Annotated in this window: 22 protein-coding genes and 1 pseudogene; 14 read left to right on the forward strand and 9 right to left on the reverse strand. The window is 40.9% G+C overall.

The window, feature by feature from the left end; translation table 11 throughout:
* The first annotated feature begins 44 nt into the window (after window positions 1-44).
* The 6 genes from AC570H_RS08070 to pgl all read left to right on the forward strand — a co-directional run bounded on the left by AC570H_RS08070 (window position 45) and on the right by pgl (window position 6,654).
* The gene (locus AC570H_RS08070; RefSeq protein WP_497353512.1) at window positions 45-1,229 is read left to right on the forward strand and encodes an acetyltransferase domain-containing protein; all 1,185 of its coding nucleotides are present in this window, start codon (window positions 45-47) and stop codon (window positions 1,227-1,229) included.
* Window positions 1,230-1,368: 139 nt separating this feature from the next.
* Complete coding sequence (locus AC570H_RS08075) at window positions 1,369-2,127, forward strand: ROK family protein (RefSeq protein WP_497353514.1); 759 nt, start codon at window positions 1,369-1,371, stop codon at window positions 2,125-2,127.
* Window positions 2,127-2,744 (forward strand): HAD family hydrolase, encoded by a 618-nt coding sequence (locus AC570H_RS08080; protein WP_497353516.1) that lies wholly within the window; start codon window positions 2,127-2,129, stop codon window positions 2,742-2,744. The genes AC570H_RS08075 and AC570H_RS08080 overlap by 1 nt, the downstream gene beginning before the upstream one ends.
* Window positions 2,737-4,161, forward strand: a complete 1,425-nt coding sequence (gene gnd / locus AC570H_RS08085) for an NADP-dependent phosphogluconate dehydrogenase (RefSeq protein WP_497353518.1) — start codon at window positions 2,737-2,739, stop codon at window positions 4,159-4,161. The genes AC570H_RS08080 and gnd overlap by 8 nt, the downstream gene beginning before the upstream one ends.
* 142 nt (window positions 4,162-4,303) lie before the next feature.
* Window positions 4,304-5,818, forward strand: a complete 1,515-nt coding sequence (zwf, locus tag AC570H_RS08090; RefSeq protein WP_497353520.1) for a glucose-6-phosphate dehydrogenase — start codon at window positions 4,304-4,306, stop codon at window positions 5,816-5,818.
* A 110-nt stretch (window positions 5,819-5,928) separates the two neighbouring features.
* Entirely contained in the window at window positions 5,929-6,654 is a 726-nt protein-coding gene (gene pgl / locus AC570H_RS08095) for a 6-phosphogluconolactonase (protein WP_497353522.1), read from the forward strand.
* On the opposite strand, the gene AC570H_RS08100 is transcribed toward pgl, so the two are convergent.
* The 3 genes from AC570H_RS08100 to AC570H_RS08110 all read right to left on the reverse strand — a co-directional run bounded on the left by AC570H_RS08100 (window position 6,649) and on the right by AC570H_RS08110 (window position 10,019).
* The gene (locus AC570H_RS08100) at window positions 6,649-7,296 is read right to left on the reverse strand and encodes a hypothetical protein (RefSeq protein ID WP_497353524.1); all 648 of its coding nucleotides are present in this window, start codon (window positions 7,294-7,296) and stop codon (window positions 6,649-6,651) included. The two genes, pgl and AC570H_RS08100, sit on opposite strands and share 6 nt — an antisense overlap.
* Window positions 7,297-7,309: 13 nt before the next feature.
* Window positions 7,310-9,190: a DUF7477 domain-containing protein gene (locus tag AC570H_RS08105; RefSeq protein WP_497353526.1), complete on the reverse strand. Its 1,881-nt coding sequence runs from the start codon at window positions 9,188-9,190 to the stop codon at window positions 7,310-7,312.
* A 76-nt stretch (window positions 9,191-9,266) separates the two neighbouring features.
* The gene (locus tag AC570H_RS08110) at window positions 9,267-10,019 is read right to left on the reverse strand and encodes a LuxR C-terminal-related transcriptional regulator (protein WP_497353528.1); all 753 of its coding nucleotides are present in this window, start codon (window positions 10,017-10,019) and stop codon (window positions 9,267-9,269) included.
* A gap of 214 nt (window positions 10,020-10,233) precedes the next feature.
* Here AC570H_RS08110 and AC570H_RS08115 point away from each other — a divergent pair, with 214 nt between their 5' ends.
* From AC570H_RS08115 to AC570H_RS08130, 4 genes and pseudogenes are all read left to right on the forward strand, one after another.
* Entirely contained in the window at window positions 10,234-11,082 is an 849-nt protein-coding gene (locus AC570H_RS08115) for a bifunctional helix-turn-helix domain-containing protein/methylated-DNA--[protein]-cysteine S-methyltransferase (RefSeq protein ID WP_497353530.1), read from the forward strand.
* A gap of 1 nt (window position 11,083) precedes the next feature.
* The gene (locus tag AC570H_RS08120; RefSeq protein WP_497353532.1) at window positions 11,084-11,797 is read left to right on the forward strand and encodes a 2OG-Fe(II) oxygenase; all 714 of its coding nucleotides are present in this window, start codon (window positions 11,084-11,086) and stop codon (window positions 11,795-11,797) included.
* A gap of 111 nt (window positions 11,798-11,908) precedes the next feature.
* Window positions 11,909-12,013 (forward strand): annotated as a pseudogene (locus AC570H_RS08125) (Ada metal-binding domain-containing protein); the annotation flags it as partial.
* On the forward strand, window positions 12,000-12,614 hold the full coding sequence (locus tag AC570H_RS08130; RefSeq protein ID WP_497353534.1) for an alpha-ketoglutarate-dependent dioxygenase AlkB family protein: 615 nt from the start codon (window positions 12,000-12,002) through the stop codon (window positions 12,612-12,614). The pseudogene AC570H_RS08125 and the gene AC570H_RS08130, both read left to right, overlap by 14 nt.
* 381 nt (window positions 12,615-12,995) lie before the next feature.
* Here AC570H_RS08130 and AC570H_RS08135 read toward each other — a convergent pair whose 3' ends face one another.
* The 3 genes from AC570H_RS08135 to AC570H_RS08145 all read right to left on the reverse strand — a co-directional run bounded on the left by AC570H_RS08135 (window position 12,996) and on the right by AC570H_RS08145 (window position 16,657).
* Window positions 12,996-13,880 carry a Ppx/GppA phosphatase family protein gene (locus AC570H_RS08135; protein WP_497353536.1) on the reverse strand — a complete coding sequence of 295 codons (885 nt, stop codon included), beginning with the start codon at window positions 13,878-13,880 and terminating at the stop codon, window positions 12,996-12,998.
* Between the two features lie 3 nt (window positions 13,881-13,883).
* Window positions 13,884-15,941 carry a polyphosphate kinase 1 gene (ppk1, locus tag AC570H_RS08140; RefSeq protein ID WP_497353538.1) on the reverse strand — a complete coding sequence of 686 codons (2,058 nt, stop codon included), beginning with the start codon at window positions 15,939-15,941 and terminating at the stop codon, window positions 13,884-13,886.
* 113 nt (window positions 15,942-16,054) lie between these two features.
* Window positions 16,055-16,657 carry a hypothetical protein gene (locus AC570H_RS08145; RefSeq protein WP_497353540.1) on the reverse strand — a complete coding sequence of 201 codons (603 nt, stop codon included), beginning with the start codon at window positions 16,655-16,657 and terminating at the stop codon, window positions 16,055-16,057.
* 218 nt (window positions 16,658-16,875) lie between these two features.
* On the opposite strand from AC570H_RS08145, the gene AC570H_RS08150 reads away from it, so the two are divergent.
* Both AC570H_RS08150 and AC570H_RS08155 read left to right on the forward strand, forming a co-directional pair.
* Window positions 16,876-17,367: a YajQ family cyclic di-GMP-binding protein gene (locus AC570H_RS08150; protein WP_497353542.1), complete on the forward strand. Its 492-nt coding sequence runs from the start codon at window positions 16,876-16,878 to the stop codon at window positions 17,365-17,367.
* A gap of 127 nt (window positions 17,368-17,494) precedes the next feature.
* Complete coding sequence (locus AC570H_RS08155; protein ID WP_497353544.1) at window positions 17,495-17,932, forward strand: GNAT family N-acetyltransferase; 438 nt, start codon at window positions 17,495-17,497, stop codon at window positions 17,930-17,932.
* Window positions 17,933-18,100: 168 nt separating this feature from the next.
* On the opposite strand, the gene AC570H_RS08160 is transcribed toward AC570H_RS08155, so the two are convergent.
* Window positions 18,101-19,033 carry a glycoside hydrolase family 43 protein gene (locus AC570H_RS08160; protein ID WP_497353546.1) on the reverse strand — a complete coding sequence of 311 codons (933 nt, stop codon included), beginning with the start codon at window positions 19,031-19,033 and terminating at the stop codon, window positions 18,101-18,103.
* 170 nt (window positions 19,034-19,203) lie between these two features.
* Between AC570H_RS08160 and AC570H_RS08165 the strand changes: the two genes are divergently transcribed.
* Window positions 19,204-20,136 (forward strand): hypothetical protein, encoded by a 933-nt coding sequence (locus AC570H_RS08165; RefSeq protein ID WP_497353548.1) that lies wholly within the window; start codon window positions 19,204-19,206, stop codon window positions 20,134-20,136.
* Window positions 20,137-20,202: 66 nt separating this feature from the next.
* On the opposite strand, the gene AC570H_RS08170 is transcribed toward AC570H_RS08165, so the two are convergent.
* Together AC570H_RS08170 and AC570H_RS08175 are read right to left on the reverse strand one after the other, a co-directional pair.
* Window positions 20,203-21,516: a nicotinamide mononucleotide adenylyltransferase gene (locus AC570H_RS08170; protein WP_497353550.1), complete on the reverse strand. Its 1,314-nt coding sequence runs from the start codon at window positions 21,514-21,516 to the stop codon at window positions 20,203-20,205.
* A gap of 212 nt (window positions 21,517-21,728) precedes the next feature.
* Window positions 21,729-22,163, reverse strand: coding sequence for an Hsp20/alpha crystallin family protein (locus AC570H_RS08175; protein ID WP_497353552.1), 435 nt, complete (start codon window positions 22,161-22,163; stop codon window positions 21,729-21,731).
* Window positions 22,164-22,240: 77 nt separating this feature from the next.
* Between AC570H_RS08175 and AC570H_RS08180 the strand changes: the two genes are divergently transcribed.
* Window positions 22,241-22,732, forward strand: coding sequence for an acyl-CoA thioesterase (locus tag AC570H_RS08180; protein WP_497353554.1), 492 nt, complete (start codon window positions 22,241-22,243; stop codon window positions 22,730-22,732).
* Window positions 22,733-22,761: the final 29 nt, after the last annotated feature.

A 22,761-nucleotide genomic window follows, 5' to 3' on the forward strand; every position in this document is an offset into this window, starting at 1 on the left:
ATTGCAGGGTTAATTTATCTTTATTTAAATTAACCCTGCATCAAATGGATAACTCAGCCAAACGCATCCTATCTATTGATATTTTAAGAGGCTTGGTCATGATCATCATGGCATTAGACCACACCCGTGATTTTTTTCATATCGGCGGTATTACCACTGATCCGATGAATCCAGATACCACCAACCTGTTTCTTTTTTTCACCCGTTGGATTACGCATTTCTGCGCCCCTACCTTTGTTTTTCTGTCGGGCGTATCGGCTTACCTGTCAGCAAAAAACAAAGATCCTAAACAAGCCAGTAGTTTTTTAATCAAAAGAGGCATTTGGCTCCTTATCGTAGAGGTGGTGATCATTACATTGGGATTGACCTTTAACCCGCTGTACAACGTCATTATTTTACAGGTGATTTGGGCCATTGGTTGGAGCATGATTTTATTGGGCATTGTGAGCCGAATTTCCCATCGCTTAGTGCTGGTTATTGGCTTATTGCTCTTCTTTGGCCTCAACATCTTCAACTATATCGCTACCCCAAACACCAATACATTGGGCGGAGGCATATTTGCCGCTTTCTTTACTACAAACGGCATGTTTTTACCGATCAGTGCAAACTATACTTTGGGTGTATTGTATGCTGTATTGCCTTGGACAGGCGCCATGTTTTTGGGTTTTTCGATTGGCCAATGGTACAATGCGCAATTTGATGCACAGAGAAGAAAACGACTGCTATTTTATACCGGACTTGGGCTTTTCGCATCCTTCTTGGTGCTTCGCTATTTCAATTGGTATGGCAATCCCACGCCAAGAAAAGAATACGACAACCTGTTGCAAACCGTATTTTCATTCCTTAACGTAAGCAAGTATCCGCCATCGCTTCAATATTATGGAATGACTTTAGGTCCGGCATTGATGCTCTTGTCTGGCATTGAAAACCTTAAAAACTGGTTTGCCCGCGTTACGATGGTTTACGGCAATGTGCCGTTTTTCTATTATGTACTGCATTTTTACGTGATCCATGGCTTATTGGTCATTTTCTTTTTTGCAAACGGCTACGGCACCAAAGATATCGTGACGCCCCAAATACCATTTTTGTTCAGGCCGTTCGATTTTGGCTATAGCCTGCCTATCGTCTATCTCATTTGGCTGGTGGTAGTGGCTTCGCTCTATCGACCCTGCATTTGGTTCAGAAAATACAAGGCGAGCCATAAGCAGTGGTGGCTAAGTTACCTTTAATCCACAATTGTGAGTTTTTGTTAATAATTAACCACAACTTATTACACAAATATTATGGTATAGCTAACTTAATGGTTGTATTTTTGTTTGTCTGATAAAAGAATTAATTTTTATCAAAACGCATCAATCAGCAGCGCTTATGCCTCTACAAAACAAAGTACCTCAAGGCAATATTTTATCTATTGATATAGGTGGTACCAACATTAAGGCTTGTATCCTTAGTCCACAGGGAAAATTGCTCACCGATTTTAAAAAAAAACCCACTCCCAAAAAATCTACGCCAGATGCGGTTTTGGAAGCGATTGCAGCTTTAACCAAAGACCTGTCGGATTTCGCAAAAATATCTATTGGTTTTCCGGGCTATGTAAAATGTGGCGTTGTACAAACAGCACCAAATTTGGCTCCCAACCAATGGACCAATGTAGATTTGGCCCAAAGAGTAAGCAACCAGTTCAACAAGCCCGTACGCCTGATCAACGATGCCGACCAGCAGGGATTGGGTATTGTAAGTGGCAAAGGATTTGAAATCGTATTTACTTTGGGCACTGGTTTTGGCACCTCATTGCTGTTTGATGGAGAACTTTTGCCCCATTTGGAGCTTTCGCATCTGCCAATTAACAAAAAAGAGGATTATGATGATTACATCGGCGACCGTGGATTTGAAAAAGTAGGCAAAAAGAAATGGAACAAGCGCCTGCAATACATCATCGAAACCTATAAAACCGTATTCAATTACGACATGCTCTACATTGGCGGTGGCAATTCTAATGAGATTAATTTCGATTTAGACAATAACATTAAACTCGTTTCTAACAAAGATGGTATCAAAGGTGGCGCCAAATTATGGCAGGCCAAAGAAAAATACCATGTGTATACTACTTACCCAGAAGAAAAATAATGAAGGATATTAAGCTGCTCTTCTTGGATATCGGAGGCGTGCTGTTGAGCGATGGCTGGAACCATAAAGCCAGAATGGAAGCGGCTGATCGTTTCGGTTTAGAACCCATCCAATTTGAAAAAGACCATGCCGTAGCTTTCCCGCTGTTCGAAAACGGAAAGCTAAGCCTGGACCAATATTTAGAATCGGTTATTTTTAACAAGCCCCGTTCTTTTGAAAAGGCTGATTTTAGGGAGTTTATGTTCTCTAAATCTACCCAACTGCCCCATTTCCTCCCTTGGTTAATTGAATGGAAGAAAAAAACACAGATCAGGATCTTTGCCGTGAACAACGAAGGCAAGGAATTTAACGACTACCGCATTGACCAATTTGGATTAGACCAATGTTTTGATGCCTTTATTTCCTCCTGCGAAGTAGGTGTTTCTAAACCTGATCCATGCATATTTAGACTGGCCTTGGGCATCGCCCATGTGGCACCAGAACACTGCCTTTATTTCGACGACAGGGCCATTCACGTAGCCATTGCCAAGCAAATGGGCATCAACGCCTTTGTACACGAAGGCTTCGAACAAAGTAAAACAATTTTAGAAAGTATAAATCAATCCACACATGAATAACGACAATAAAGCACCCTACGCTTTCGGTATGGTTGGCTTAGGCACCATGGGACGTAATTTGCTCTTGAATATGGCCGATAACGGCTTTGCAGTAACCGGATATGACAAAAGCGAAAAAATGCTTCAGATCTTTGAGGAAGAAGGCAAAGACCACCAGCTTAAAGGCTTTTCAGACATTAAGGAATTCGTACAAAGCCTGCAAAGTCCACGTACAGTAATTCTTTTGGTACCAGCTGGCGCCATTGTAGACAGTGTGATTTTAGAGTTAGAGCCCCTTTTGGATAAAGGCGATATCATTATAGACAGCGGTAACTCACACTTTACGGATACTAGCAGAAGATCGTTGGAGTTAAAGGATAAAGGCATCCACTTTTTTGGAATGGGAATTTCTGGTGGCGAAGAAGGTGCGAGATTCGGACCTAGCTTAATGCCAGGTGGCGATAAGCAAGCCTATGCCGTTGTGAAGAAAATGCTGGAAGCCGTTTCGGCAAAAGTAAACGGTGATCCTTGCGTAACCTACATTGGCCCAGGTGCATCGGGCCACTTCGTTAAAATGACACATAATGGTATCGAATATGCCATTATGGAGCTATTGGCTGAGACTTATGAAATATTGAAAAACGGCTTGAACTATGACAATCAACAAATCCAAAAGGTATTTGATGATTGGAACAAGGGCCGTCTGCAATCGTTTTTGATGGAGATTACCAAAGATGTGTTCTTGTTTAAAGACGTAAAAACAGGCAATTTATTGGTTGATGAAATCAAAGACGAAGCCAAATCTAAAGGAACCGGCAAATGGACTTCGCAAGTGGCCATGGATGTGGAAGTACCCATCCCTACCATTGATGCAGCTGTTTCGACCAGGAACCTTTCTAAATTGAAAAAACTGCGTGTAGAATTAGGCGAGGCTTTTGGTACATCTACGCCAATGAAAGCAGCCAAAGATTTTATTGCCGATTTGGAAGAAGCTTTTTATTTTGCCATGGTAGCGGCTTATGCACAAGGCATGCATTTGCTGACCCAGGCTTCTGTAGAATACAAATATGAGCTGAACCTAGCCGAGATTGCCAAAATATGGCGCGGTGGCTGTATCATTAGGGCCGAGTTTTTGGAAGACATCTATCAAGCCTACAGCAAAAATCCTGAACTTTCTCATTTGTATGCCGATTTGGCCATCCAACAGAAACTGAAACAAAGCCTGAAAGGAACCAGAACGGTAGTAAGTTCGGCTATTGAGGCTGGCGTGGCTATTCCGGCATTTGCTTCGGCATTGACTTATTTCGACACCTTGAAAACCGGAAGGATGCCTTCAAATCTAACGCAGGCGCAACGTGATTTCTTTGGTGCACATACTTTCGAAAGAATTGACAGCGATGGTATTTTTCACGCAGACTGGAACCAAAAAAACGCATAACAGAACAGCCAATGGAGCATTGAAGATACATCCCTCAGGCTTCATACAACAATAATACGATGAAATCGCCAAGATTTACCATAAACAACGAAATACGTAAAATCATGGCAGATTCATCACCACTGAAGACATATTTAAAGCGATGAAAAAAGCAAGTAATCTCAGACCAACCATTTTTATCATATTTGGTGGTACTGGCGACTTAAACAAACGCAAACTGGCTCCTGCCCTATACAACTTGTATACAGAGGGTTATATGCCAGAAAAGTTCTCCATCATTGGAACTGGAAGAACGGAATTTACTGATGAGAAATATCAGCAGGAATTGCTCGAGAGCATCAACGAGTTTTCGAGAAACGGCAAGGTAAAAGCCGATAAATGGGAGAAATTTGGTGTAAATATCCATTATTGCCCAATTGATATCACTTCGCAAAAAACTTTTGAAGACCTGAAAGAAAACATCGAAAAATACAAAGCAGAATTTGGTGAAGATACCCAGGTGATTTATTACTTGGCTGTAGCGCCAAATTTCTTCCCGCTAATTGCCGAATGTTTAAAGAAATACAAATTAACCGGCGACGAAAACAACAGCCGTATCGTAATTGAGAAGCCTTTTGGACACGATTTAGAAACTGCGAAAGAGCTTAATTTATTGTTAGACGGCATCTTTACCGAAAAACAGATCTACAGGATTGACCATTACCTGGGCAAGGAAACCGTACAGAACATGATGGCTTTCCGTTTTGCCAATTCACTTTTCGAGCCTTTGTGGAACAGAAACTACATCGATCATGTGCAGATCTCGGTAACCGAGCAATTGGGTGTGGGCGATCGCGGTGGCTATTATGAAGGCTCTGGTGCGTTGAGGGATATGATCCAAAACCACTTGTTGCAATTATTGTGCTTGGTGGGCATGGAAGCGCCTATTTCTTTCGATGCAGACGAGATTAGGGATAGAAAGGTTGAAGTGCTAAGGGCAATGCGTCCATTTAAGCCTGAAGAAGTGAGCTATAACTCGGTTCGCGGCCAATATGGCAAGGGCTGGGTAGCTGGTAAAGAAGTACCTAGCTATCGTCACGAAAATGGAGTTGATCCACATTCGAATACCGAAACTTTTGCCGCTATAAAATTCCACATCGACAATTGGCGCTGGCAAGGTGTTCCTTTCTACTTAAGAACCGGAAAACGCCTTAACCAAACTTCTTCGCTCATTACCATTCAGTTTAAAGATGTGCCTCACCATATCTTTTCATCAAACGTAGCCGAAATTTGGCAACAAAACCGCTTGATCATCAGCTTGCAGCCAGAAATGAGCATCCGTTTACAGGTACAGGCCAAGAGACCAGGAGTTGATATGGTATTGAACCCGGTTGATATGGTGTTCGATTACAAAGGAACTTATGATACCGATACCCCAGAAGCCTACGAAACCTTATTGTTAGATGCCATGGAAGGCGATCAGACTTTGTTCATGCGTGGCGACCAGGTAGAAGCCGCTTGGGAATTGGTAATGCCAATTATCCATACGTGGGAAAACAAAACTTCGTTAAACTTCCCTAACTACGCTGCCGACAGCTGGGGTCCGGAAGAAGCAGAAGCGCTAATCGCCAGAGATGGCTTCCATTGGTTTACCCTACCGATCAAAGAAAAAGAATAAAAACATAAAGTCATTGCCATAAAATTTACGCGTCATCCCGGACTTGATCCGGGATCTCATTTAGAATGAGTTGCTGAACCTAGTTCAGCATGACGTTAAACTCGCATAAAATGAACCTACACATTTACGATACCACTGCCGAGATCACCGAAAAGCTGGCCAGCTATATCATCAAAATTGCCAATGAAGCCATTGCAGCAAAAGGCAGGTTTGATTTTGTGCTTACCGGTGGCAATTCGCCTAAAGCCTTATATCAGGCACTTTCTACCACTTACAAAGCGCAGATTGACTGGACCAAGGTTTATTTCTTTTTCGGCGACGAAAGAACGGTATTGCCCACTCACAAAGATTACAATGGTTTAATGGCCAAAGAAAATCTGTTCGACAACCTGCAAACGCCTGCATCGCATATTTTTTATGTAGATACTACCCTAGCACCAGCCGAAGCCGCTCAAGCTTATAAAAAAGCTTTAGAGGAGCATTTTGGAGGTCAGGAAATTGTTTTCGACCTGATTTTGTTGGGCATGGGCGATGATGCACATACCGCATCCATCTTTCCGCATACCGATTTGGTAAATAACCAAGAGCAAACCGTAGCTGCTGTCTTTGTTGAAAAATTAGATACCTATCGTGTAAGCTTAACCGCTCCGTTAATTAACCAGGCTAAACATGTAGCCTTCCTCACCTTTGGAGAGAATAAGGCTAACGCTTTGAGCCATGTATTAGGGAATGGCGAAAAAAACTATGAGCTTTACCCTTCGCAGTTGATTAATCCCCTAAGTGGAAATTTAGACTGGTTTGTAGACAAAGCTGCGACCAGCCTATTGGATTTATAAACCAAAAGACAAGGGCTGGCAGGCGTTGGCTATAATGTTGCGGCTACCAGACCATGTTCTATTTGTACCACTCTCTACTGCTTTATAGGTATGCGTACCCGGCGCCAATTGAATGCTGATCAGCGATCCCGATCTGTTTTCCCCACAGCGATAGGTAATTGTGGCAGTCTGCAGCCTCCCCACCAAGCTATTATCGATCCACACATCAATCGGATTGGCATTCAAAATACCGCTCATAATGGTCAGTGTCCCATTTTTCGTTCCATAATTGATGCTGGTAAAATTGCTGCCACGATATTCGATCTTTAAGCAGTTATTCGCTGCAGCCTTAAAAGTGCCCGTGGTAAAATAGCCATCGTTGGCTACCAAGGCAAAAGTATGGTTGCCTGCAGCGGTTTTAAAATTGATGTCCATTTTGCCACATTCCGGAATATGTTGCGGCATGTAAACCGAATTGCTGTTGCCGACGTATTCGTTGTCTATATATACCTTAACCGGCAAGGCCACCGCGGCATCGGTATTATAAAATGAGATCATCGGATCCGTGGCTTCAGCCTGCTCTTCTTCCGTGTTGCCATCTTTTTTGCAGGAAATGGCAATGATTACCAATAACAACAATAAAATCTTTTTCCTATTCATCATCTTAAAATTTAGCTTAATTAAATAACGACATCACCACAAACCATTTCCCCGATTCAGACAACGTGGTAATCCGGTAACCTTTGTCCCAATATTCCTTAACCCAAGCCGTCGGGAAAGCATCACTAATATGATAAGTCTGGCTTTTGTATAGCGGGGTTTGCGACATCACCATTAACCATATCCCTTTATTTACGGCAGTGCCGGTAATGTAATAGTTCTTGTCCCAATACTCCTTGATGTAAGCGGTTGGCAAGGAAGGCTCATATTTGTAGGATTGTGCGGTTAAAGTCGATCCTGCAGACATGATAACAGCCCAAGTACCGTTTTTATTCGACGAGACCGTAGTAATCCTATAGTTTTTGTCCCACTCGGCTTTGATATAAGCTTCTGGTATCTCGGTTGCCAATTTATACGACTGTGCGGTGTAAACAGCACCTTTAGACATCACTATCCGCCAGCCATTGGTTAAATCGCCGGCAATATCCGTGACCTGATAACCTTGGGCCCAATATTTTTTAAGGGTATCTGCCGGAAAAGGTTTCTTGGTTCTATAGATCTGTCCATTGTAAGTGGTATTGGTAGACATCACCAAAGAATAATTTCCATCTTTCACGATGATGTTGGTGATGTAATGGTTTTCTTCGTTCCATTTCTTTTTGAGCCAATCTTGTTTATAGTCTAGGCTAAAAGTCTGTGTTTCAAAAGGCACTACTCTTGCAACAGGGGCACTGTAATTAACTGTGGGTGCAGCAGGCGAAGGTTGATAAGCTGGCGCAGGTTCGCTAGGCTGGCCATATTCGCGTTCAAATACCTGTCCAGTTCCCCTGCAGGAAGTGCAAAACCTTTTGCCCAGTCCGTTGCAGGCAGTACATAATTCTTTGCCGCTATTGCTACAGATCAGGCAGTCTTTGGTTCCTTTGCCAAAACAATAGGTACAAGCCATGTTAAATGCGCCTTTCCCAGAACCCTTGCAAACCGTACAGGTTTCTCCTCCTTTGCCATAACAGCTTGAACATTTTTTTTCTCCCTCGCCTCCACAGCTGCCACATTCGGTGTAGCCTTCGCCATCACAGCTGCTACAGGCAATCAAATGCCCGTTTCCTTCTTCCAATTGACTTTTGAGCCGCTCAAATTGTTGATCTCGCTTGTCATTGTCATCTGCTATATTTCTTTTGGCATTTCTAATCTGACTGCCATTTAAGATTGAAGCAAGACCACCCAGCAAGGCATTTGCCACATTTGCTTGTGCCTGACTTTTTTGGTTCAATAAATTCAACTGCTGCTGTACCAATTGTTGGCGTTGTTGCTGCTGCTGAATTTGCTGTGGCGACGGTTGTTGTTGGCGTAGAGGTTCTTGTGGCCTAGGTGCATTGCTTGTAGGCACAGGCTGATTGCTGGTTGTTTTCGGAACCGTAGTTGTAGTAGGCTGACTAACCTTAGGACTAGCAGCCACGCGTTGCTGTTCTTTCTTGCGCTCTTCTTCGGTAATATTTCGGACCGTTAAACCTTCATAAGCAATAGATTGGATACGGTTTTTAGCTTCGTTGCAATCTTCTTTCCACACCTGCGTTTCGAAGGTAATTTCGCCTGAAAAGGTAGTTCCGCCAACAAATTCGCCCGGTTTGAGATAAGTATCGCCATTAGAACGCATCACTTTGCCACAGGTAGTGGTTACCACTTTAACAAACTTTACATAAAGCTTATCGTTAGTCAGGTTTTTTACACCCCAAAACACGCTTTGCTTGCCTAGGCTAACTTCGTTTTGCTTACAAGCCACTACCTGCACATTTTGTGCTGGTGTAAACGCAAATTGAACTGTTCCTTGAGGGCAGTTTTGGGCATAGGCAAAAGCTGTGGCCAATAAAGCCAATACTAGAAAAATTATCTTTTTCATGGGTGCTAAGCATTATAAATACTTAATCAAAACTATGCTGCATGAGCGCAAAATAAAATACAAACTAGTTTGTATTTTATAAGAAAAGCCGGTACAGTAAAAGATCGGCCATGGCCTTGCACTGTAGCTTTTGATTGATATTTTTACGATGGGTTTTCACCGTATAGCATGATAGATAGAGCATTTCGGCAATCTCTTCGTTACTGTTTCCCTTTAAAATCAGCGAAAGTATATGCCGTTCTCTTGCGGTTAGCCGCTGAAACCGGTTTCGTTGTTCAACGATAAATCTTCTATCCTTAATCAGTTGGTTGATCTGTTTCAGGTAGATGGCCAAATCATTCGAATCTACTTCCAAACTGATCAATGCTTTTTGATTATCGAGCAAATTTACTTTCCACTCAGGTTCGGTTGCAGCAACCTGAACCCTTTCTTCCTTTTTACTGATCCAATCTATGGCTTGGTTCTCATTGGAAAAAAACCTGTTCTGAAATACAACTTCGCTGTTTTGAATGATATCTATCACACTTAGTGCAGGGAGCACGTCATTGCCAACAATCAGGGCCATTTTTTTGTTAAAGCCTTGGTCAACCGCCGCCGCATTGATAAAACGATCTGTCCATAATTTCAGTTCGTCGGGAATATCATACTTAAAATCAATGTTATTCCATAAAGTGTTTACGTCTATCAACTTGTCGAACTCATTTTTAAACGCCTTTATTCCGGCAACATAATCTTCGGCATTTGCGGTATGGTACCAAGTAGAAACCAGTGCGTTTAATTGTTGGCTGTAATCAATGGTGATGAAATTAGATTGGAACAAGGTTTCCATAACTGAGCATTAATAGTAATAGCTAAGATAAAACTATTTAAAAAAATAATTAATAGGTTTAATGATAAAGGTATGCCATAAATTGTGGCAGGGCAAACGTATAAAACACAATTTTTCTGGGTATTTTTACGGTACGCTTTGAGCAAGTCCGCAAGTTTCGGGTTTTATCGCAGGGGCGGTCGAGGTATCTTTGATTATCAAAAAAATGAGAGAGATGAATACGCAAAACAACATCAATTATTACCGCATTGCCGAAGCGATCAGCTACCTGAAAGAAAATTTTAAATCGCAACCAGACTTAGATGAAGTGGCTGAGAAGGTAAACCTCAGTCCTTTCCACTTTCAGCGTTTGTTTAGCGAGTGGGCTGGTGTAAGTCCGAAAAAATTCTTGCAATACCTCAGCCTTAATTATGCCAAAAATATGCTGAAAGACCAGCAATCTACTTTATTCGATGCTGCCTTTCAAACTGGCTTATCGGGTACAGGAAGGCTTCATGACCTATTTGTAAATGTTGAAGGTATGACACCGGGCGAATTTAAAAACGGCGGCGAAAACCTGACGATCAATTACAGCTTTTCTCAAACCCCTTTTGGCCAGTTGCTTATTGCCTCTACAGCAAAAGGCGTTTGTTATATGGCATTTGCCGATGAGGAGGACGTAGCTTTTAACGAATTGAAAAAACAATTTCCACTGGCCAGTTACCAGCTGAAAAAAGATCAGCTCCAAGAAGAAGCTTTGGCCATTTTCGATCAAAACTGGAACGAGCCCGCCACTATTAAGCTCCATTTAAAGGGAACGCCCTTTCAGCTAAAAGTATGGGAAACCTTACTCAAGGTACCAATGGGCCAGTTTACTACTTATGGCAACATTGCAAAAGCATTGGGCAATCCGAATGCCTCAAGGGCTGTTGGCTCTGCAGTTGGCGACAACCCGATTGCCTTCCTCATCCCTTGCCACAGGGTGATCCAGTCATCGGGCAATTTCGGACAATATCACTGGGGACAGGTTAGAAAAACAGCCATGTTGGGCTGGGAAGCTGCTCAAATCGATCCGGCAATTTAACATGCGAGATTTACAAGAAAAACTGGCTCATATCAACACCGCAAAGCTGAACGAAGATATGAACGAACGGGGCTATGCCCTGATGCCAGCGCTTTTATCGGCTAAAATGTGTGAAGATTTAATTGCTTTATACCCCAAAAAAGAGCACTACCGAAAAACCGTGGTTATGGAGCGTTACCGTTTTGGCTTGGGCGAATACAAATACTTTGACTATCCCTTGCCAGAACCTATCCAAATCCTCAGGACACATTTCTATCAGTTGCTAGCCCCTACCGCCAATAATTGGATGCGAGCCCTGAATATTGCCGTTAATTATCCGGCTCAACATGAGGATTTCCTAAAGCTCTGTCATGAAAACGAGCAGGATAAAGCTACAGTACTGATTTTAAAATATGTAAAAGGCGGCTTCAATACTTTACATCAAGACCTTTACGGAGATACGTTTTTTCCTATCCAGATCCTACTGTTTCTAAACGAACCTGAACAAGATTATACTGGTGGAGAATTTGTATTGACCCAGCAAAATTTAAGAGCGCAGTCTAAAGCCATTGTACTCAAACCAAAAAAAGGTGATATTTTAGCTTTCACTACCAATTTCAGACCAACCAAAGGCACAAAAGGCTATTACCGCACTGCAATGCGCCATGGCGTAAGCGAAGTGCATGATGGAGAAAGACATACTTTGGGTATTATTTTTCATGATGCCTTGAGTTAGTCAATGTTAAAATTTGTCCCCCTTTAAAGGGGCAGGGGGAGGAATATAGAAACCTGCTCAATAGATCCCGGATCAAGTCTGGGATGACGTTCTTTTCAAGAAAACCAAAACCGTATTTTCTTTAAATCTACAGAAGAAGCCGTAAATTTGGGTTATCGCCCTTGTGGGCACTGCCTCTCTCTGGCCTATAAAAACTGGAAAAATGGACTTGTTTAGCACAGCAACCGATACAATCAAAAACCTGCTGCCGAAAGATGGTACCGTAAACTACTACGGCCGGATTTTATCTCCACAAAAAGCGAATGAGTATTTCCAAACTTTGCTGCAAAGCATCGAATGGAAAAACGATGAGGCGGTCATTTATGGCAAACACATTTTAACCAAACGCAAAGTGGCTTGGTATGGCGATGAAACCTTCGAATATACCTATTCTAATGTCACCAAGCAGGCATTGCCCTGGACACCAGCCCTACTCGAGCTAAAGGCATTGGCCGAAGAAAAATCGGGTGAACGATTCAATTCCTGTTTGCTAAACCTTTACCACAATGGCGACGAAGGGATGGCTTGGCATAGCGATGCGGAAAAGGATCTGAAAAAAGATGGGGCAATTGCTTCATTAAGTTTTGGTGCAGAGCGAAAATTTGCTTTCAAACACAAGAAAAGCAAGGAAATGATTTCTTTGTCATTAGAAAACGGAAGCTTATTGGTGATGAAAGATACGACCCAAACCCATTGGTTGCACCGCTTGCCTCCAACTAAATTAGTCAGCAAAGCAAGGATTAACCTGACTTTTAGAATGATTGTCGAACAAAAGTAATCGTCATTGCGAGGGACGAAGCAATATGCCTTGAGATAAATGCGCTAACACTTACGAGATTTAACTTTTAATTATATTGTTTTCAATAGCAAAGTTGAGGGCTATACCGTTTAAAAACTTCGCAAGACCAACTTCAGTTCTCAGTTTTCAGTTTTCAGTTTGCAGTTCACAGTTTTCAGTTCTTGTTAAGCCATGCCGTACTGGCTTTGTCAAATAAACCTTATTGCAGCGAACACGGAATGCAATGAAGTAAAGCGGAAAAAAGGGCTACAACTGCCGACGACCTCTGCCATAGTTTTTCAAAACCTATAGCAATGCTCTTGATTCAGTTCACACCGCGAGTGAGCTCACGAATCAGGTCAGGGATGACAATTCGATAAGTTAAACCTCCAAATTCTCTTCGATCAGCAAATTGATAATTCCATCTACCATACCTACTTTAGGCACATAAACCTGTTTAATTCCTGTCCACTTCATTAAGGTGAGGTAAATTTCGCAGGCAGGAATAATTACGTCTGCCCTATCTTGGTTCAGCTTGAGCAAAGTGATCCTTTCCTTGAGCGAATAGGCATTCAGCTCATTGTACATGGTTTTGAGCTTCAGAAACGTCAAGGGCATATCTTCTTTTTCTCCCGACATGCGGAAAAGCTTGTTGATGTTGCCACCTGTACCAATTCCAGCCAAGTTTTTCAAATCTTTGGTATTCGATTTTACCCAGTCTTTCATTTCGTCCCAGGTTTCGTCTTTATCTTGGTTATCCAAAATGCGGATAGTACCAATATTGAACGATTTAGAAGCCTGTGGCTGTTTGTTTACAAATACCGATAGTTCGGTGCTGCCACCGCCCACATCAATGTACAGATAGTTCTTTTTGCTATCCAGGTTCTGCTCAATATGGTTCGAATAGATGATATTGGCTTCGCGTTGGCCTTCAATAATCTCTAAATCGATATCTGTTTTTGCTTTGATGGTTTTGATGATTTCCTCTCCATTTTCTGCTTCTCGCATGGCAGAAGTAGCGCAAGCCAGATATTTCGATACGTGATAAACGTCCATCAGGTTTTTAAAGGCGCTCATGGTTTTGATCAGGTCGTCGATCTTTTTTGGAGAGATCTGATGATCCAAAAATGCATCATCACCTAAGCGCAGCGGCACCCTTACCAAGGTATTCTTCTTAAATCCGTACCCGTTTTCGTTCTGGGTAATATCGGCAATGAGCAATCTAACGGCATTCGAACCTATATCTATGGCGGCGTATCTTAGCATGGATTATTGGTGTTTGTTTTTGAGGTAGTTATAAGTCTGCACCTGAGCCCTTATTTTGGTACCCAAGCGGTTTTTATGGTATTTGTTATTGTTTAATTTGGTAATGTCGCGGGCTTTGACGTTGTCTTGCAACTGAAATTCGATGATATCCCTGATTTCCTGCTTCACTTGTTCATCGAGCACTGGAAAACCTACTTCTACCCGATGTTCAAAGTTTCGGCTCATTAAATCGGCCGAAGAAAGAAACATTTCTTCCTTGCCATTATTGCCAAAAATAAATACCCGTGCATGTTCCAGAAACTTATCGATAATACTGATTACCGTAATGTTTTCGCTAAAACCAGGCATACCCGGCACGAGGCAACAAATGCCACGCACAATGAGCCTGATCTGAACTCCGGCGTTGCTGGCATCATATAGTTTTTGCACGATGCCTTCATCAGCCAAACTGTTCACCTTTAAGATCATATAAGCTGGCTTACCTGCCTTGGCAAATCTCATTTCGCGGTTGATCAGCGTATAAATCTTGTCCCTCGAATCCAATGGCGATACAATGAGGTGCTTAAAATCTTTTGCTACCGTTCGCTTGTTTAAGGCATTAAATAGTTTGAGCAGATCTAAAGTAATTTCCTTTTTGGCGGTAAATATGCTGTGATCGCAATAGATGCGGGCCGTTTTCTCGTTAAAGTTACCAGTAGCCAAATTCGCATAGTACATCGCCTTGCCTTTTTCCATTCGCTTCACCAGGCAAATTTTAGAGTGTACCTTATAATCGGTTAGGCCATAATTTACGTTTACGCCTTCTTCCATTAAGCGGTTGGTCCAAAAAATATTGGCCTTTTCATCAAACCTGGCCTTGAGCTCAACCAAGCAGTTTACTTTTTTGCCGTTTTTGGCGGCGTTGATTAAGGCATTGATCACCTTAGAATTCTCGGCTAGGCGGTAAAGCGTAATATTGATTTCGGTTACCTTTGGATCGATGGCTGCCTCTCTTAAGAATAAAATGATGTAATCGTAAGATTGGTATGGAAGGTTTACCACATAATCTCTTGTGGCTAACTTGTTGAAAATACTCTCGGTGCGGTGCAGGCCATGAACCTTTAATGGAGCAACTGGCGGATACTCCAAATCACTGGAACCTACGTTAGGGAAAGCGATAAAGTCGCCAAAACGATGGTAACGGTTGCCAGGGATCAATCCTTCGGCCTCTATTTTCATTTTGTTGACCAAAACGCTCAGCATTTCGAAAGGCATTTCGGCATCGTAAAGCAAACGCATCGGCTTGCCTTTTTTGCGTTTATCCAAACTGCTTTTCAGTTCTTCGATAAATTTGTCGCTGATATTTTTGTCGATATCCAATTCGGCATCTCGAGTCAATTGAATCGAAAAAGCCTCTAATTGGTTATAATTGAACACATAGAAAATATCATCCAAGCAGTATTTGATGATATCTTCTGCCAAGATGATAAACTTGAGTCCATTGGTTTCTGGCAGCACCAAAAAGCGGGGCAGGTTCTCAGGCAGTTCAATCAAGGCGTATTTTTCACCTTTTTTGGCTCCTTTTTTCTTCAGCCTTACAAAAAAATAGAGGTAACGGTCTTTGAGCTCCGGAAAAGGATCATCCAAATCGATCATGATCGGAACCAGGTTAGATAAAATCTTGTCTCTAAAATGGTTTCGCACAAACTCGCCCCTGGCCACGTTCAGCTGGGTATCGTTTAAAATGAAAATACGGTTTTGGGCCAGTTCGTTGATCAAGGTAGCCTGAAATAAAGCCTCAAACCTGCGTTCGTGCTTTACTACAATATTTTTGATCTCGTTAAGCACCTTTTTGGGATTGAAGCCCAACAAAGCCTTCGCCTTTTCGTTCAGGTTTACCAAACGACTTAGGGTGGCTACCCTCACACGGTAAAACTCTTCCAGGTTCGAAGAGAAGATAGACAAGAATTTAATGCGTTCAATTAAAGGAACTGTCTCATCGGCAGCCTCCTGCAATACCCTTTCATTAAAATATAGCCAACTGATTTCTCTATTTAAAAATGGAAGCTTTTTTTTAGCCATGTAGTCAAATCAAAAAAATCCGCAGATTTGATCGGCGGATTTCCAAATCTGCGAATTTCAGTGTTAAGTTAGTGTTAATTATAAACTAATCTCTCCAAGAATTTTAACCAAGGCTATTTTTTGGTCGTTGTATTTGTCTTTGGAGGGATAGCTTTTGTGGCCACTTTCTTTACAGGATTATTGGTTACTGCTTTTACCACTGCTTTTTTGGTTTCTTGAGCCGAATTGGCTGTTGGTTTCTTTTCCATAACTTTTGGTTGAGTTGCAGCTTGGCTAGCAGCGGTTTTTACTGGAGCTTTCTTCGCTGGTGCCTTTTTCATTACCGAGGCTACTTTTTGCTCGCTTGCTATTGTAGCAACTTTAACGCTACTTACAGCAGGCGCCGCTTTGCTTACTGCTTTTTTAACCGGTTTAGATGCTTTTTTAACAGTTTTGCTTACCGCCTTTTTCACAGTTTTAACAGGTGCAACAGGTTCGTTAGGGGTTTTAAGGTCTTCTATTTTGTTTTCTACCGCCTCTTTTACTTCCTTGAATTTTTTCGAAAGCTTTCTGGCCGCTACTTTGCTTGCCTTGGCAATATCATCGGCTATGAGTTCGGCATTGTGGCCCAACCCTTTAACTGCTTCTAAAAATTTTTCGGTTAGGCTTTGTTCTATTTGCTTTTTAACGACTTTTTTAGCCGTTTTTTTCTTGGCTTTAGTTTTATTGGTTTTCATTTGCTTTTTAATTATTGAAGTTTTTTTGTTTTTATCTTTATCAGTGAATGTTGCCGATCAATCGGAAACAGTTTAATTTGAGGGTAATGAAATCTCGACATTTAACGTTTTAGATTTTAATTGCAAAATCATGATGGTTTCATTTATTTTTTAGCGTTTTTTGTAGGCAATATTTTTTGTATTAAATCTAACTAATTTCTTTAACTAAAGCTAACCCTATGCCCAGTTTTGATATTGTAAGCAAAGTAGATGCGCAAACTCTCGATAACGCCGTCAACAATGCTAAAAAGGAGATCTTAAACCGTTACGATTTCAATGGTTCGAAAAGCACGATTGATTTGGATAAAAAAACCAATCAGATCACCATCGTAACCGAAGATGATATGCGTTTGAAAGCCATCACCGATTCGATCATCTCTCGCATGATGAAACAAAATTTAGACCCTAAAAGTTTGGATTTTGGAAAAGAACACATCGCTTCGGGCAATATGATTAGAAAAGAACTGCAGATTAAAGAAGGGATAGATAAGGAAGCCGCCAAGAAAATCGTAGCCAAAATCAAAGACAGCAAGCTAAAAGTACAGGCTTCGATGATGGACGACCAGGTTCGCGTACAGGGCAAAAACATTGACGATTTGCAAAAAGTAATCTCTTTGTGCCGTGGCGAAGACTTCGGACAGCCCTTGCAGTTTATTAATATGAGGAATTAATTGAGTGGTGTGTTATGAGTTGTAGGTTATACGTTTTTAGTTAAAAGAGCTATTCCCTGATTTACTTATTCTTTATTTCCTATTCCCCATTTCACCTTCATCCCTTTAACCTTCCACCTTCTCAAACATGGAAATCCAAGAAAATGGCTTTATTTTTTCTGACGACAGGAATCTGGTTGATGTAAAAGCCGTGCACCAGTACCTGAGCGAAGAATCGTATTGGGCCAAAAACATTCCTTTCGAAACCGTACAAAGATCAATCGAAAACTCGCTTTGCTTTGGCATTTACAAAGATGGCGAACAGGTAGCTTTTTCGCGCTGGATAACCGATAAGGCAACTTATGCCTATTTGTGCGATGTGTATGTTAAAAACGATTTTAGAGGCTTAGGATTGTCTAAAAAACTAATGTCGCTGATGATGTTCCATCCAGACCTGCAAGGCTTGAGGCGCTACCATTTAACCACCTTAGATGCGCATGGACTTTACGAGCAATTCGGCTTTAAGGCCATAGAAAATGTAGAAAGGCAAATGGCTATTGTGATACCGGATATTTATGGGAGGTAAGATGGTAGATGGAAAAGGTAAGATGGAAAATTGGCAATTCATCGATTAAACAGTTCAACAATTAAGCAATTCTCCATCCATTAGCTTTCCGATAAAAGATTGCTCCATCAATCGTTCTTCGCAATGATGAAACCGAGAGCCTTACAGCTTCCCTTTTACATCTTACATTTATAACTTATTCTTCTTCACCCCTTCTTTGGTAATCTTAACCGGATTGATCAATCCATCTTTATCAAAGGTCATCAAGTCTATGCAAGTTGCGCGATGATTACCATCTGTTTCGCCCAATGGCCTCCTGTGGTAAACGATGTAATATAAATCTTTCTTCTCGTCGTGGATAACCGAATGATGGCCAGCGCCTGTAGCTATAGTCGGATCCTGCTTCAATATCCTGCCAATGCGCTTAAACGGACCTAAAGGCGAATCGGCCACGGCATAGGCCACATAATAATCGGGACCGGTCCAGCCTCCTTCAGACCACATGAAATAGTATTTGCCATTTCTGATGAACATGAAAGGGCCTTCTGTATAACCTTCTGGTGTAATTTCTTTAAATGTAGTGCCATCACTAAAAGGCACAAAGCCTGTAAAATCATTATTCAGCTTGGCAATGTTGCAATGCGACCAGCCACCATAAATCAGGTAATATTGGCTATCCTTATCTTTAAATACAAACTGGTCAATCGGCTGTGCCTTGTTATAAAATTTATCCACTAAAGGCTTCCCCAAGTGATCTTTAAACGGTCCCTCAGGCTTATCGGCCACCGCTACCCCAATGCCGCCTATTTCTTTGTCGCTTTGGATATCATTGGCTCCAAAAAACAAGTAATATTTGCCGTCTTTTTGGGTAATAGATGGTGCCCACATCGCTTTGTTAGCCCATTTAATGGAAGCTGTATCAATAATCCTCGGGTGCTTGGTCCAAGTGATCAGGTCTTTGGAAGAAAAGGCATCCATAAACACCTGTTCCCTATATTTGGCCGAATAGGTAGGATAAATCCAATAGGTTTTGCCAAAAATAATGGCCTCAGGATCGGCATACCAACCTGGAAACAATGGATTGCCAGAAGTCTGGGCATTGGCAAACAATGGAACCGCCATAAAAAGCGTCAAGATAAATCGATTTAGTCTCATTTCACTAAAATACAATATCCTATTTAAGCTAGCAATAAAAATTTTGATTAAGCATTTATACGTCCTCTTCTGTATAATCTTTAGTATCAAACAAAACCAGCAAAAAATACTTAAATTTGACTTTAACCTCTCAAAAGATGGAAACAATTAAAGATTTCTTTTCCGAACTGAAAGAAAGGGTTTCAAGCCCATTGTTTGGATCATTCATTATTTCTTGGCTTTTATTGAACTGGAAAATTCCAATCACCCTGTTTTTCTACAAGCAAGATGACTTATATAGGGATCTGCAAGCCTCATACATTGATGCCTTTAATGGCTATCTTAATTTTTATGACAGTTTCCTTTTGCCATTTTGTTTTTCAGTTTCCTATACGTTCATCTATCCTTTTATACGAAATGAAATAAAAAAGTTTCATGCTAATAGGAATATCGAACTTGATGCCGCCATATTAAAGAAATCTGTTGATAAAGGTTATGTTTCAATTGCTAGACACCAAGAGCTAGAAGGGCAACTGAGAGAAAAAGTGGTTCAGCTCACTACTTTTTATAACACCCAAACTGAAATACAAGTTGAAAATGATCAGCTAAAACTTAACGTTTCTGAAGCAATATCTAAATACAACGAACTAGTAAATAAATTTAACGACATTAATTCCGAACTTAAGAATGTAAAAAATGAGAACAAAAGAAGTCAAAATGAATTAGAGCACAGTAAAGAAGGTCTCAAGTACAAAAATGCTTTTTTCCTAAAACAATATGAAGTTAAATTTATAAATTTATCTGGAGCAAACGTTAGTGGACTAATATCTTTTGTGAACACCACTATGAAACTAAAAATAACAACGGTTTCTCTTGACAGCGCCTTCTCTGATTTTATACCTTTATCAGGTGAATACAAAATTCAGTTTAGCTCACCTGGTGAAAATGGTGAGATTTATTTTGCTATTTCTGATCCTGCTGATAAGTATTCTCATACTTTTCAAATTACTAAAGTTTCTGGATCTGATGTTAAGTATATTGGTAAATTCAATGGATATGTTCCTCTCGAAATATCTTTAAAGAAAAATTAACTTATTGAGAGAAGCCATTTTGAATTTATTGAAAACTAACCCTTATAAAGATCAATAAAAATTTGATTAAGCCGTCTTCACGTCCTCTTCGCTATAGTCTTTGATATCGGTAATGTAACCGTTTACCAACAAGAAATCGAATAATGGCTTTGCTTCTGGCGTTACTGGCATATTCGATGTGGTAATTACCTTATTGCTCTTTTTGTCCATAAACGGATAGGCAAAAAGCTTTACATTCTTGGTAAACATATCACTCACATAAGCCAAGAGCTGGCTAGAATAATTCTCGCCGAAATTGGTCGAATTGAACACGAATTTCAGGTTATTGATATTGGTAGAAATTCCAACGCTTTTTGGTCGGCAACGATCTAAATACTTGGCCAATCTGTTGTGGCGGGTAAAATTAGACACGATCACCAAGTTGCCGGTGTTGCACATGTCTTCGGCACGTTTGGCTACAGATTCCAAATCGATATCATCAGGGGTTTCCTGCTCATCGGTAAGTACATTGGTGAGCAAAACTTCAATCAATACGCTCAAATTGCCCGGCTCTACTCCATTGGTACGGGTAAACTGTTCGGTAGCCTTGTTAAAGAGATTAAAGTTTGGATTAGATTTCTGACCATATTTGGTACGCAAAATCATGATGTCCTTTTTGTAAAGAAGATCTTTTGCCTGGCGTGGATGGCCCTCTGCATCGAAAATAGCGGCAGCAGAAAAGTCTTTCATGATCAGGTAGAGATTCAACAAAATGTTATTGACTTCACCAAAGGCTGGTCCTTTTACCGAAATCAGGTCGATCTCTACAGAGCCAACGGTTAGGTTATCGGCCAACGATTCGATCATCATTTTAGGATCTTGATAGAGGTAAAAAGCAGCAAACACCAAATTTACGCCAATGATGCCCAATACCCTTTGCTGCATATTTACATCGGTATCGAGCAAACGTACGTGAAAAAATATCTCATTTGGCAAACCACCCGGCTCGGTTTGGAACTGAATTCCGATCCAGCCATGAGGCTCATTGGTACGCTTAAAGTTTAAGGTAGTTACGGTATTGGCAAAGGCGAAGAAAGTACGCGATTCGTATTTCACACCAGAAAGACGTTCGTTTAACAAGCCAAACTCATGGTCGAGCATACGCAACAGCCTGTTTTGGCTTACATAGCGGCCCGATGGCTCTGCGCCATAAATGGCATCACTAAAAGTCATGTCGTAAGCCGACATAGTTTTGGCTACTGTACCCGATGCAGCTCCAGCAGTAAAAAAATTCCGGGCTACCTCCTGCCCAGCTCCTATCTCAGCAAACGTGCCATAAATTTTTTCGTCGAGGTTTATTTTTAAGGCTTTACGCTTGGTATCAAGGATTTCTCTTTCCATGCCGCAAAAATATAAGAAAATATGGCGAGAATCAACTAATAACTGTTCTAAATAGCCCGTTCAGTTAACAGTTTTAATTTTACAGTTTCCAGTTAGAGGTTTTCATCAGCAAATCTTTACTGCGAGGGAATGACGAAATGTTATAAAAAAGATAAGGGCAGCACCATCCGGTGTGCCCTTATCAACCTTAAACTCAAAATCAAACTATTGTATTATGAAACTACAATCTCTTTATGTGCCAATTTAGCCTCGTCTTTTTTACCAATGGTGATGGTTAAAATTCCATCGGTATAAGCTGCAGTGATTTGATCTGCATCTACGCCTTCTGGCAATACAAACGATCTGGCAAATGAGCTATACTCAAATTCTTTGCGTGTAAAATCTTTTTGTACATCTGTGTTTTCTGTTTTTTTTTCTACCCAAACAGAAAGGTTATCTTTTTTCAAGTCGATTTTAAAATCTTCTTTTTTCAAGCCTGGAGCAGCCAACTCAATTTTGTATTCGTTTGTACCTTCGTAAATGTTTACATGAGGCACTTTGTTTACGCCATAGTTTTTATTTAAGGCATCGCTAAACAATGAATCGAAAACATTGTTAAAGTAAGGTGCTGTGTTTCTGGTTTTGTTGTTGAATTTTACTAAAGTCATTTTATATTCCTCCGTTTATTTTATTTTTTTCAAATTATAATTGTCCTTATTCAAACCCTATTCCAAACCATTTATTTATGTTTTTTAAGACATTTTGGCGCAAAAAAGAAAAACAACAAGACAAAAAGTCAGATAAACTCGGTAATCTCGACAGTTTCAAGTATAAAACGAACATCGAACTCCGCTTTGCCGATATAGATGCGATGGGCCATGTAAACAATGCCATCTATTTCACCTACATGGAAATTGGGCGCACCAAATACTGGAAACATGCCATTAACTGGGATTGGCGGACTACCGGTGTAGTGATAGGCCAAGCATCAATCGATTATATTGCACCGATATTTTTAGAAGATAAGATCAGCATGTACGTTCGTACTTCGAGAATTGGCAATAAAAGCTTCGATCTCGAATACCTGATCGTTAAAACGGTAAACGGAAAAGAAGTGCCGTGTAGCAAAGGAAAAACCGTATGTGTGACCTTTGATTACACCACCAAAAGCCCTACGGTTATTCCCGATAAGGAAAGAAACAAAATGATAGAATTTGAGCAGTTGACCGCTGTCTAATGTCAATCTGAACCTGTCGAAGACCAGAA

This window comes from Pedobacter sp. B4419, from assembly GCF_059693725.1.